This window comes from Paenibacillus sp. JT31N7 (assembly GCF_059692095.1).
Genome location: NZ_JCAUAT010000005.1, coordinates 271,417 through 284,385, shown reverse-complemented (window position 1 = coordinate 284,385; position 12,969 = coordinate 271,417). Strand labels below are relative to the sequence as shown.

Here is a 12,969-nt window from a genome sequence, read left to right as displayed (position 1 = left end):
GCCGTCCGGCTTCGCACGGTACCGGCCGGGGACACCAGACGGTGCGTCCGGGCTGTGCACGGGAGCGAGCCCGCCGGTGCAAAGAGAGACCCCGGTGGCTTCACGGTTTGACCGGCTACCTGATCGGCGTGCTTAACCAGACGCCGCCGCTTCCTGCCGGAAGCTGCGCACAGACGCTCACCCTGTGCTGCCCGCCGCATGCTGCGGATAGTACGCTTCCCCTATGCTTTTCGCCGCATGCTACGCATAGTACGCTGCCCGCTGCGTTACTCTCCGGAAGGAATCTCTTCGCTGCCGAGCAGCGACCATACGGCATTGCCGTGGAGGTCTTTGGACTGCCGCAGATGCGAGACATGAATATCCCCGTTGGCCCGCTGCCAGACAACCTTGGCTTCCGCTTTGTTGTCGCGCAGAAGCAGCGCATACATAAGATCGCCGGGTTTAAGCCCGCGAGTCGCCGTAATGAAAACTTCATTGAAAGAAGAAGCTTCGTTCCGGCCGAGCTTGCTTTCGAATTCAGCCTCAATATCGGGACCCGCAATCAAGTTCCACTGATCTTGAGCGAACGCGACCGGCTGTTTGGAGTCTTGATTTGCTTCCTTAGAGGGCTTTTGATTAAGCGCCTGAATCGCCTTATTCCAGGAGGTTTCTAATTTCGAATATACGCTAGCGTGGGAAAACTCCTTATAAGGAATGGGTTTAGAGGAGGCCTCTGGGGACACGATGGCCGGATATTTTTCGATAAACGGACGTGCCGTGTCGGCGGGCGTTAGTCCGGCTGTCGTATTGGCCGCATACACAACGGTACTTGATAGGACCACAGCAGCAAGCGCAGTAATCCCGGTGATCGCTTTTTTAGTCATCTTTTCCTCCTGTTACTTAATAAAGACTTCGGATTGAATAAAAGTTAATGACGTGAAATGTATAGCCGTTCGGCGTCCGGGTTCGGACAGCAAGCTGTATGAACGAAAGACACTTGTGGCCGACTCTCCGGGGAGGGTGGATGTTTTCTCTAGTGTAGCGGCTATTGATTAAATTGGCAATTAAAGTAAAAAAACGGATTCGTCCGACTCCCCAAAAAACTTTTTTGGAAAACAGTGATCCAAACTTCATTCCCCTGCGTTACACCCTATGTAAAGACCAAACAAGAACAAGCATCGCCAAAACGGAAACGCGAAAACACATAGACCAAGGGAGTGAACGTCCATGCAAATGAAAAAATTACTTCTTCCGGCACTGAGCTTGTCCATCCTTATGCCGACGGTGGCCGCCAACGCAGCCGCTGTTCAAACACCGAAGGCTACGGTAAACACACCGGCCGCCGATCTGAGGGCCAGCTTGGATCACCTGCTTTCCGAACACTTCGCGCTGGCGGTTACCGCCATGACGAAAGCGTACGACGGCTCCGCAGATGCGGCCGAAGCGTACAAGGCACTGGATCAGAACGCGCTGGATATGACGCCGGCGATTGCCTCCCTCTACGGGAAAGAAGGCGCGGCCGAGTTCGAGCGGATTTTCCGGGCCCACAATAAGTACACGGACGATCTCGTCAAAGCGACCAAGATGAACAACCAGGAAGCCCGCAAGAAAGCGGAACAACAGGTGCAGGGCTTCGTGGACGAATTCTCGGCCTTCCTGGATAAAGCGACCGCCGGCAAGCTTCCGAAGCAGGCTGCCGCCCAGGCGATCCGTCTTCACGAGGATCAGGTTCAGGAAACGTTCGACGACTATATCGCAGGCGATTATCAGGGGGCTTACACGGCTTACCGTGAAGGCTTCAAGGAAATGTTCACAATCAGCAAAGCGTTGTCCACGGCTATCACCACGCAAATGCCGGAGAAGTTCAACAACACGAAGGCGGATACGCCGGCGGCTGATTTGCGATCGGCTCTGAACAATCTCGCCGCAGAGCACTTGGCCCTCTCTACACTGCAAATGCAGAAGCAGTACGACGGGAGCAAGGACTCCGACGCTCTGATCAAGGCGGAAAGCGGCAATACGGCCGATTTCAAAGCCGCGATGGGCTCGATCTACGGCGCCGAAGGCGGCATGGCCTTCGAGAAAATCTGGGTCACGAACCACGTGAACGCCCAAAGCGATTATGTGACTGCCGTCAAAAACAAAGACGAGGCCGCAAAAGCCGCCGTGGAGAAAAGAATCGACGGGTTTACGACCGAGTTTGCTAACTTCCTCGGTACGGCGACCGCCGGCAACCTTCCGGCCGCTACTGCCCAGGATGTGCTCCGCCAGCATGAAGGTCAGGTACAGAAAGTGCTGAACGAATACGCTGCGGGCAACTATGCAGCCGCCTATAAAACCGACCGCGAAGGCTTCAAGGTCATGTTCGGCGTAGGCCAGGCGCTTGGGAATGCCATCGTGACGCAATACGGCGAGAAGTTCCAGGAAAAGGCGGACCCGTCCATGACCACCGTGTGGATGCAAATCGGCAGCCATGACCTGAACATCAACGGGACCGTAACGAAGATGGACACGACTCCGTTCATCTGGAATGACATGAGCTACATCCCGCTGCGTTACCTGGCGGAAGGAATCGGCGCGGAAGTGACTTGGGACAATGAGGCCCAGTCCGTCTGGGTTAAGGCCGGCAGCGACAAAATGCAGTTCTGGATCGGTAAAGATTATATGGAGCTTAACGGCATGAAGAAAAATATCGGTTCCAACGTATTCGTCAATGCGGATGGAAGAACCGTTCTGCCGCTGCGGTTTATTACGGAACTGCTCGGCTGGGACGTTAAATGGGGACAGCAGGACAGATCTATCACCCTGACGAAATTCATGTAATTCGGGTCCCCCGGACCGCATAAATGCCCATCCTCATGGATGGGCACTTTTTTTTATAATTCGGTCCGCCGTTTATGCTCGAAGGATTGGATCAACTGATCCAGGAGCACATCCGGAGATGTATCGGCCAGCCAATTTTGTCCGAACATCTGGAAAATTTTGATGACGGGAAAATCTCCCCAGAAGCCGACAAATTCCTCGTTAAGGTATACCTTGTCAGACACATGGGCGTTCATTTCTTCAAGACTTTCGACCAAGACCGACTTCGCCGTCGGGTTGCCGAGCCAATCGCTTAATAAGCTGAATTTATGAAGGGCAATAACTTCTTTTCCGAAATCACAATACACTCTTTCGCGAATGCGGATATCCCGCGAGGAACTGCCCGCCGCGAACTGGAAATACCCGGTTTCGGCGACCCATTTATTATATTTCGTATTGTAGTAAGCAAGGTCCCGTTCTTCGAGAATAAAGCTTACGTCTTTTTTCTGGCCGGGATGCAGGGCAAGCTTTGCGAATGCTTTCAGTTCCTTCTCCGGGCGGACCCACTTGCACTCCTCGTCATGCACGTACAACTGGACGACTTCTTTCCCGTACATAGCTCCCGTATTCTCAACGCTGAACGTAATTTTTACCGTGCCGCCGTTCTGTACGGCTTTCAAGTTAGAGTAAGCGAAGGTAGTATACGACAATCCGTGTCCGAACGGGAATTGCGGCGCTATCTCTTTTTTGTCGTAGTACCGGTATCCGATGAACAAGCCCTCCCGGTAATACAGCTTTCCGTTTTCGCCGCGAATGCGCATATGCGACGGGTTATCGGACAATTTGACGGGGAACGTCTCGGATAGTTTGCCGGACGGATTTATGCGGCCGAACAAAATTTCCGCTATCGCTCTGCCGCTGCCTTGTCCGCTCAGCCAAGAGTGGAGAATCCCCGGCACATGATGCACCCAAGGACGCATCGCCAGCGCCGTTCCGCTGCTTGTAACGACAATGCACTTAGGTTGAACGGCGGACACCGCTTCAATGAGCTTGATCTGATGCAAAGGCAGCTCTATGCCGTCCAAATCATGCATTTCCGATTCCGCATACTCAGGTTGTCCGACAAACAAGACCGCCATATCCGTCTTCGCCGCCAATTCGGCGCTTTCCCGGATAAGGTTCTCATCCACGCTGTCATCCTGCGGATAACCGTCCGCATAGGTGAACGAGACGGAATCGCCCGCAACCTTAGCCATCTCATCCCACGGAATGTCGATATGAGTCGGCGTTACTTTGGCGCTGCCCGCGCCCTGGATTCTCGGCTGTTTGGCAAATTTGCCGATAACGGCTATAGAAGATACCTTTGCGGCATCAATCGGAAGAATGTGATTGTCATTTTTCAGAAGCACCATGCTTTCGGCCGCGGCTTTTCTGGCAAGGGCATGATAATCGGCAGCAGGGTGTTCCTTTTCATTTCCGCTTCCTGTTCCGACTGTTTTGCGCACAAGTTCGAGAATGCGGCGGACCGTTTTATCAAGCTGGGCCTCGCTCAGATGGCCGTTCCGGACCGCTTCGACAATCGCATTCGTATTGTACTGTGCCGGCCCGGGCATTTCCAGGTCAAGTCCGGCTTTAAGGCCGCGGAGCCGGTCGTTGACAGCCGTCCAGTCGGACAGCACAACCCCTTCATATCCCCATTCTTCGCGGAGAATATGATGAAGCAGATGTTCGTTTTCGCTTGCGTAGGAGCCGTTCACGAGATTATAGGAGCACATAATCGTCCAGGGATTCGATTTTTTGACAATGCGTTCAAAAGCGCTTAAATAGATTTCGCGCAGCGTGCGCTCGTCGACTTCCGAGCTGGTTACCATTTTCTCGTACTCCTGGTTGTTGCAGGCAAAATGTTTAACCGATGCGCCGACGCCCTGGCTTTGTAACCCGTTTACGAATGCCGCCCCGAGCTCGCCCGACAGACAAGGGTCCTCCGAATAATATTCGAAATTGCGCCCTCCGAGCGGCGTGCGTTTCATATTGATTCCCGGCCCGAGCAGCAGCTCTACGCCCATTTGCTTGCTTTCCGCGCCAAGAGCGGTGCCGACTTCGTGAAGAAGTTCGGTATTCCACGAAGAGCCGATTGCCGAGCCCGTCGGATAGCAGGTGGCCGGTATATTTTCTCCCGTGATGCCCATTTCTTCGTCACTGTTCGTTTTGCGTATGCCGTTCGTGCCGTCATACATATGAATAGACGGGATACCCAGCCGTTCGATTCCTTTGGTCATCCACATATTCAAGCCCGAGCAAAGAGCGGCTTTTTCCTCAAGCGTCAGTTCTTTTAACAAAGTTTCAGTTGACGGATTCATAGATGTCATCCTCCTCTTGCGATTTCCCCTTATTGTTGAGGAAGTTCATTCTGTTCTTTCTTCAACTCCTGCATATCGTACACTTTAAAAAACGGAAACCAAACGACAAACACAACTAATAAGACAACCGCCAGCAATAGAAGTCCCTTGAACCCGGACAACAGATAGGTAGATAACCCCATAGGCGTGTACCATAACTGGAACACCTTGCTAGGAATGTCCACCAGTCCGAGATCGAGCGTCAGGTAGACAATGATGGGCGTAATAATGCCGTTGATCCACATGGGGATCATCAAGATGGGATTAAACGCGATCGGCGCTCCGTAGATGACGGGTTCGTTAATATTGAACAGCGAAGGCACGATCGTCGCCTTTCCGATGGAGTTCAATTTCTTGGATTTTGCGAACAGGAACCAAATGACCAGCGGAAGCGTCGCGCCCAGCCCGCCCACACCGACCCAGCCGGAGAAAAACGTTTCAAATGTGTTGATATTGACGGGTGGCAAGCCTTGAGCGGCCAATTTCGCATTCTCTTCGATCGCCGGGATCCAAATCGAATATAGGATCGGGGTTATCACCCAGGGGCTGACGCCGAACGAATAAAGAAGCACGCCGACGAAATTAAACAGCACAAAGCCCGCGAGACTTTGACTTATTGTATTAAGCGGCTGGAATAGACTTACGATTAGTTCGAAGATATCGAAATTCAATTGATAAATAAGCACCCAACCGAAAGTCAGAATGAGAGCGATCGGTACGAGAAAATCGAACCAGTCCACAATAAACTCGGGCAGGTTGGTATCCTTTTTGAACCAGGAAAAACGATTAAACGCATTAATTACGACCGCTACCGTTATACCTACCAGGAGCGCCGTAATCATGCCGGAAGGCCCGAAACGCTCCAGCACGAATTGGACGGTGCCGTCATCCCCGAATTTCGGATTTAAAAGCATCAAGAACAGCGATAGGCCGGTCGCTCCCGAGATCAGCTTAATTTTGTGGCGTTCTTTCTTTTGCATGACCATATAGGGGGTCAGAAAAGAAATAAAGATGCCGAGAAGGCCGAAGCTGAACGTCGTAATCGGCGTTAAGTCGGGCATGCCGGGAATAAAGTCCTTTAAAATAGAGACAAGCGTTATTAACGAACCGATGAAAATCATCGGCAGCGTAACCATGATCGCTTCCTGAATCGAATCGACCCATACATTCTTCGTAAACGCATTAATGCGGGGCGCGAATTTTTCCGCCATCCACTTCATTAAACGATTCATTGTGATCCCTCCAATGCTTATGTTGTCACCAAGTGGCCGTGTAACCAATGATAGAGCTTTTTGATAGCGCTTTCTTGTTCTTACTTGCCGAGTGGAGGTATGTTTTTTGCCGAAAACTTTTTTCTGCGGTTTTTTCGTTTTTTCAGGAATTTTGCCTATAGCAAAAAACACCCCTGTTTCGCAAGGGTGCCTTCCCGCGCGCATCAACGGCACGCTTAGTATTGTCTTGTGAAGGTAACCAGCATGACTCCGTGAGGGGGAAGGATAAATGTCCCGTCATAGCTGTCGACATCCGTCAGCAGTTCCGTTTGCAGGACCGGACCGCTTTTGTTGCGCAAAAAGAGGAGTTCTTCCTCTGTGAGGTAGACGGGCATGCCCAAACGAAGCCATTCGTCGAAGACCGACCCATGCTCGCGGTCAAGCCGGTAGCTACTCATTTTATAGCTGCCCTTTAAGCCGTTCAGTTTCAAATGAAGCGCTTTGTCTCCTTTTTCTTCAAAAATCGTGTACCGGTTCTTTTCCGTCAGTCCGGACCGGTCTCCGCTGGCATAGAGCTGGTCTACATGCGTGTAATGGTACATTAACACCTGTATACTCCCGTCTGCCCGGGATGTTACGACATAACCCTCTCCATACGTGATCAGTTTATCACCCAGCTTGTTAAGGAGCTCCAGGGCATAATAGCTCGGTTTCTTCAGACCGGACCGGTTTATAAGGCCGAAGCCGCCGTAGAACAAAGACACGGGAACTTGGCTTTCCTCGAATACATCCGTGAATGACCAGTAAGCAATCGAAGTAAGCGTCCCCAGCGTGAGAAAAGATTGGTGGATAACGAACGCTGCCATAAACATCGTATCGTGGATGTAGTTCCGGTCATAGAGAGAAAAGTTCCACTCGGTCATATGAAGCTCCAGCCCGGGTATCTGGTCGGAACCGATTTGAGTTCTTAACCGCTTGATGCTGTCGGCATAGAACGATGGCGGCATAATCGTCGTTAATTTAGCTTTTTCGTCCTTCTTATTGGGATATTCCGAATATACGTGGAACGAGAAAAAGTCGAGGGGCACGTTATTCTCCAGGCAGTAAGCCATGAAGTCCTCCGCCCAGGTATCATTCCAGATCGATCCGTAGCCGAGAGCCGGCCCGCCTACTTTCAGTTCGGCAGCGACATCTTTAATGGCACAAGCAGTTGACTTGTAAAATTCAAAATATTCTTCCTTCGTTCCGGCCCAGCAAACGCCCGTCAGATCGGGTTCGTTCCATACCTCGAAATACCAATTCTTCATTTCTTCAAGGCCGTACCGGTTCAGGCAGTGGCGGACAAACTCGCGAACAAGCGAGTTCCATTTGTCGGGATCCGCGGGAGGGGCGATATTTCCTTTCCACCAAAAAATCGTCTCCCGGGAACGGCGCAGCAGTGTCGGCATAAAGCTGAGCTCGACGAACGGACGAATGCCCGCTTGCAGTAAGAAATCGTACAATTTGTCCACATAGGCCCAATTATAAACAGCTTTCCCATCCTCCGCTTCGCTATACACCATCATTTCATCATTGAAGATGCCGTGAAAGCGGATATGGGTGAAGGCCAAGCTTCGCTGCAAGTCTATAAATTGCTCCTGCCAATCGGCACGAAGCCCTTCTGCGGCTCTGCCCGCATTTATTAATCGCTGCCAGTGCGGCTCATAAGAACGGCCCGGATCGTCCGCACGGACACGAATATGAACCTGGTCGTGAACGATTTCCTTGGCTCCCGGCAAGTCCGTTTTGTCTTCATTAAGATTCAAATAATGAAACAAAGATTCCATCGCTTGAATGGTGTCGGTCTCGTAATAGTCCCCGCTTGGCGAGTCATCGTAGGTCAGCGGCTTTCTCTCCGGGGATGCCGTCTTTTCCTTTGCGGCCTCTCTGAAGGCGCCGGGAGTCATTTCATACTTCTCTTTGAAATATTTATTGAACAGTTTTACGTTTGCGAATCCGCAATCCAGCGCAATTTGCGTCACGTTTTTGGCGGATTCCGTAAGTTCGGCCACCGCTTTCTCCAGGCGGATCGAGGTTAAGTATTTTTGAAAAGGAATGCCGATTTTATCGCTGAAGAAATGGGAGAAATAATGGAGGCTCAGATGCTCCTGCTCGGCAATGGATTGCAGCGTAATTTTCTGGCTGTAGTGACGATCGATATATTTCAATACCCGGTTAAGACGTTTATAGTCGTAAGCTTTGTTGTCTTCTTGGTAAGCTTCATGGGGGCCGGCTGTGAAATAGCGGAACAGATGACCGGTTAACAAGTGTAGCAGGCCTATCGAAAAATTGCGGCAGCCGGGAGCCTTTTTGCTCGCTTCCCACGTCAACTGGGCCAAGTAATGGCGTACCTTGTCATAGCGTTCCCGGTTGACGGGCGTCTGCCGCAAAGAGCTGCAGTCGATAAACACTTGGCTGTCAAGCAGATCCGGGCTGAATTGCAGCGTCAGCAGCACATTGTCTTGATGGGTACGTTCAATCTTGTGGACGGACATGCTGTTTACCACGATAATATCGTCCTTATGCAGCGCATATTGGTGTTGATCCAGCCAAAGGGTAACGGCTCCGTGAAGGACGTAAATGATTTCGACTTCCCTGTGCCAATGAAACGGGACAAACGCGACGCTATTCACGAATAAACGATACGGCAGGTCATCTTGATGTTTGATAAACTCGTATAGGTAGCGCATGTGCAAATCCCCTTTCCATATACCGATATACCGATTATGTACTCAAAAAAGACGATATTACAATGCGCAGGCTAAAAGAAGCTTATGAAGCATTCTATGGGTGCCTATACAGCTCCCGTTTTAACAAGATGGCTTTGCCATGGATAGGGTTTCCAAACGGCCCCGAAACTATAAGGCACCGGCTTGGAGGGAGCCCAAGCCCTGAGCCGATGAACTGACAAAGGCGGTTAGGTTGTAGGGGCGGCGGCATGCTATAATCGAGACGGATAACGTTCAGTTCAGGGAGGGCAGACCGCATGGGTGTCAGGAGAATTTACCGCAATTATTTGAAAAACAACTTGTTTCTGAAAATGATCCTGATGTTTTCCCTGATCACGATCCTGACCATCATTACCCTTTCGTATTTGATGTTTTCTTTTATGTCCCAATCGATTGTGCAGCGGGAACTGGCCAACCAGAAAAAGGCGATGGAAAGCGTCAGCTCGTACGTCAACGGCAAATTCGAGTGGGTGCAGTCGCTGCTCACGGACATTTACCAGAACGACGCCCTGTCGGCCAACATGTCGTATTTTCTCCAGCATCCTTATCAGGAGTATGCCGAGCACCGGCTGGATCAATTTTATAAAGATACGAATTTCTCGACGGATGCTCTGAAATATTTGCAAAATAAGCTGGACGCGGACCCGGATATCCAGAATCTCATGCTTTACAGCGCGGAGGAGCAGTATCTCTACACGTACAATTCCAACCGGCTGAGCAAGCTGATTTCCACGAACGCTTCTCGTTCCTACATTCCGGACATTATGGCGCAGGAGACCCGCACGATTTCTCCGCCGAACGTATGGATGCGCAAGACGCTGAACCAGTGGGACCCCCGGCTGTATTCCATCCGCGTACCGGTGAACGATAAATATTCGCTCAAAAATATCGGGCAGCTGCTTCTTTATTTCAATTCCGACGGAATTGTCCGGGCGCTCGAAAGCTACAAACCGGATTTGAAAGGCACAATCTTCGTCATGACTCCCGACGGGGATGTGATGTTTGATTCCTCCGGGCAATACTACGGGAAGAAGTTCCCCTACACCGACCGGATCAACAGCTTGTACGATACGGGCACGCTGCAAAACGGCATGTATTTGACGAAGCTGACGCAGAGCCGGGGCGGCTTTATCGTCATGGGGGCCGCGCCCAAGGAAGAGATTGCGGCCTCCTACCGGGGCCTGCGCAATACGATCCTGCTCGTCAGCGCGATTGCTATTCTGTTCGCGATCCTCATTCCGTCGCTATTCATTATGAACTTCGCGAAGCGGACGAACCGGATCATCCAGTTCACGCGGCGGGTGAAGCGGGGAGACCTGAAAGCCCGGATTCGCGATACGCGGGAAGATGAGCTCGGGCAGATTTCCAAAAGCTTTAACGATATGCTGGACGAGCTGAACAACTACATCGACCGCGTGTACAAGGCGGAGATCAAGCAGAAGCATACCGAGCTGGCCGCGCTTCAGGCCCGGATTAATCCGCACTTTCTCTATAACACGCTGGAAGTGATCCGGATGAGGGCGTTGTCCCAAGGGGCGAGCGATGTCGGCGAGATGATATACAGCTTATCCGTGCTGTTCAAAAGTTTCGTGCAGCAGAAGACGATCTATACGATGAAGGACGAAGTGGAGGCGTGCCGGATGTATCTGGAGCTTTTCCGTATCCGGTACAAGGACCGTTTTTCGTACGAGATCGTGTGGGAGCGGGACTTGGCGCACGTTCAGATGTTGAAAATGTCCCTGCAGCCGATTATCGAGAACTACGTCGTTCACGGAATCCGCAGCGACCGCAAGGATAACCGCCTTACGATCACGATCGGCGATGAGGACGGGTTTGTCCGGGTCCGGGTGCAGGACAACGGCAACGGCATGACGGAAGAGAAGCTGGCCGAGATCACGGAGAAGCTGGACCGGGAGGAAACGGAAGGCGAATCGTTCGGTCTGAGGAGCGTTCATGAGAGGCTGAAGCTGCAGTACGGGAGCGAATACGGGATTGAACTTCACAGCGAGCCGGGACAAGGCACGACGATAATCGTCCGCTATCCCGGCGCAGAGGGACAGGAGGCGGCCCATGTATAGAGTATTTCTGGTGGATGACGAGCCGTTCATTATCGAAGGGCTTTACGACATCATAGACTGGTCCTCGTTCGGGCTCGAAATTGTGGGCCAGGCCGAGAACGGCCGGGAGGCGCTGGAGGCGCTGAAGAAGACGCCGGTGGATCTCCTGATCACGGACATTTCGATGCCGGTTATGAACGGGCTTGATCTGATCCGAGGGGCGCGGGAGTTTCATCCCGACCTGAAGGTAGTGGTCCTCAGCGGGTTTAACGATTTTGTGTATCTGAAAGAATGCATCCGGCTCGGCATCGAAAATTATTTGCTGAAGCCGATTAATCTGGACGAGCTGAAAGCGACGCTGGACAATGCGGTGGAGAAGCTGAATGCTTCAAAATCCGAACGCTTGTTCAACGAATACGGCGTGCAGATTTTGAAGGATAACATGATGCACCGCTGGCTGACGGGGCAGATTGCGTCCGGCGAGTACCGGGAACGGGCCGATCTGCTCGGCATCGAGATGGACAAGCCGTACATGGCCGCCGCGGTTATGCGGCTGGAAGAGAACTTCGTCCAGGTGTTCGAGCTGATTTCGCGGCAGATGAAATACAACGAGTCGATCATCCCGTTCCGGGATGTGGACGGAGACCTTGTGATCCTTTTCGTGATGGACGATCCCGAAGAAGGCAAGCGCGAGATGATCGGCACAATCGAAGAACTGCTGGACCGGCTGACGACGTACCAGCCCATCCGCACCTCCATCGGAAGCGTGCAGCCGCTTCCGGATCAGGCGCCGCTCAGCTACCGGCATGCGAAGAAGGCGCAGGAATATTTCCTGCTCTACCCGGAGCACGGCCTTATCGACTACAGCGACCTGCCTTCGGGCAAAGATGCGGGGAAAGCGACGTTCCCCATCGACTGGAGCGAGTATACGAAGCTGATCATGGCCAAAGACCGGGAGAAGCTGCTCCTGCGTATCGAAGAAGATTTCGAGGAGATGCAGACGCTGGACGGCGTCACCCCCGGGGACATCCAGGATATCGCCATGGAAGTCATTATTCTGTTCAAAATGGCGCTGAAAGAGATCAAGCATGTGGAAGAAACCGAACTCTACAAGGAAGGTTTCGAGAAAGTGCGGCAGGCGGGCACCCTGCGCGAGCTGATCACGGCCATCCAGGACGTGGCGGGGCTTACGGTCGATTCGCTGGTCCGGGATATCAAGAGCCCGGTTGTCCAGCAGGTGCTCAATTACATCCACGAATCGTATGCCGAAGAGCTCTCGCTGAAAGCGCTGGGCGGGCTGTACAATATCCATCCCGTCTATCTGGGCCAGTTGTTCCATAGGGAGACAGGCGAAACCTTTACGGAATATATCAACAAATACCGGATCGAGAAGGCGAAGGAACAGCTGAAAACGACCCATCTGAAAGTGCATGAAATCGCCCGGAATGTGGGCTACTGGGAAACGGGTTACTTTTACAAACAATTTAAGAAATATGTGGGAATATCACCTACGGATTTCAAGGGACTGCTCTAGCGGATGGCCGCGGGCGGTCTCTTTTCTTTATTTTAGACACGATAACTTTAATTTCTCTTCTATTTGAAACTGCTTTCATCACGTACAGTAAAGATAGTCCTCGAAGCAAGCGGATAGCGGCCTAAAGCCCCATGCATAGGGCATTTCCCGGTTCCGCACAATGAATAGAGCAGAAGATCGCGTAGAAAACCGTCTGCCTGTTCGTGCAGAGATGGCGGA

The 12,969-nt window shown here is 52.0% G+C and carries 7 protein-coding genes; 3 read left to right on the top strand and 4 right to left on the bottom strand.

Translation table 11 applies throughout. The annotated features are described in order from the left end of the window. Positions 1 to 266: 266 nt before the first annotated feature. Positions 267 to 863, bottom strand: a complete 597-nt coding sequence (locus AC58P5_RS21695; RefSeq protein ID WP_497390241.1) for a hypothetical protein — start codon at positions 861 to 863, stop codon at positions 267 to 269. A 343-nt stretch (positions 864 to 1,206) separates the two neighbouring features. On the opposite strand from AC58P5_RS21695, the gene AC58P5_RS21690 reads away from it, so the two are divergent. After that, positions 1,207 to 2,802, top strand: a complete 1,596-nt coding sequence (locus AC58P5_RS21690) for a copper amine oxidase N-terminal domain-containing protein (protein WP_497390239.1) — start codon at positions 1,207 to 1,209, stop codon at positions 2,800 to 2,802. 53 nt (positions 2,803 to 2,855) lie between these two features. Here AC58P5_RS21690 and AC58P5_RS21685 read toward each other — a convergent pair whose 3' ends face one another. From AC58P5_RS21685 to AC58P5_RS21675, 3 genes are all read right to left on the bottom strand, one after another. After that, entirely contained in the window at positions 2,856 to 5,141 is a 2,286-nt protein-coding gene (locus tag AC58P5_RS21685) for a beta-glucosidase family protein (protein ID WP_497390237.1), read from the bottom strand. A 29-nt stretch (positions 5,142 to 5,170) separates the two neighbouring features. Beyond that, positions 5,171 to 6,412 (bottom strand): PTS sugar transporter subunit IIC, encoded by a 1,242-nt coding sequence (locus tag AC58P5_RS21680; protein WP_497390235.1) that lies wholly within the window; start codon positions 6,410 to 6,412, stop codon positions 5,171 to 5,173. A gap of 215 nt (positions 6,413 to 6,627) precedes the next feature. Beyond that, on the bottom strand, positions 6,628 to 9,120 hold the full coding sequence (locus AC58P5_RS21675) for a GH39 family glycosyl hydrolase (RefSeq protein ID WP_497390233.1): 2,493 nt from the start codon (positions 9,118 to 9,120) through the stop codon (positions 6,628 to 6,630). Positions 9,121 to 9,416: 296 nt separating this feature from the next. Here AC58P5_RS21675 and AC58P5_RS21670 point away from each other — a divergent pair, with 296 nt between their 5' ends. Next, positions 9,417 to 11,237, top strand: coding sequence for a sensor histidine kinase (locus AC58P5_RS21670; protein ID WP_497390230.1), 1,821 nt, complete (start codon positions 9,417 to 9,419; stop codon positions 11,235 to 11,237). Continuing rightward, a complete protein-coding gene (locus AC58P5_RS21665; RefSeq protein WP_497390228.1) occupies positions 11,230 to 12,750 on the top strand; it encodes a response regulator in 1,521 nt (506 codons plus the stop codon). The genes AC58P5_RS21670 and AC58P5_RS21665 overlap by 8 nt, the downstream gene beginning before the upstream one ends. The last annotated feature ends 219 nt before the right edge of the window (positions 12,751 to 12,969 follow it).

Excerpts from the sequence above, each read along its gene's own strand:
- AC58P5_RS21695 (WP_497390241.1), bottom strand. The coding sequence starts at position 863 with ATGACTAAAAAAGCGATCACCGGGATTACTGCGCTTGCTGCTGTGGTC.
- AC58P5_RS21690 (WP_497390239.1), top strand. The coding sequence starts at position 1,207 with ATGCAAATGAAAAAATTACTTCTTCCGGCACTGAGCTTGTCCATCCTT.
- AC58P5_RS21685 (WP_497390237.1), bottom strand. The coding sequence starts at position 5,141 with ATGAATCCGTCAACTGAAACTTTGTTAAAAGAACTGACGCTTGAGGAA.
- AC58P5_RS21680 (WP_497390235.1), bottom strand. The coding sequence starts at position 6,412 with ATGAATCGTTTAATGAAGTGGATGGCGGAAAAATTCGCGCCCCGCATT.
- AC58P5_RS21675 (WP_497390233.1), bottom strand. The coding sequence starts at position 9,120 with ATGCGCTACCTATACGAGTTTATCAAACATCAAGATGACCTGCCGTAT.
- AC58P5_RS21670 (WP_497390230.1), top strand. The coding sequence starts at position 9,417 with ATGGGTGTCAGGAGAATTTACCGCAATTATTTGAAAAACAACTTGTTT.
- AC58P5_RS21665 (WP_497390228.1), top strand. The coding sequence starts at position 11,230 with ATGTATAGAGTATTTCTGGTGGATGACGAGCCGTTCATTATCGAAGGG.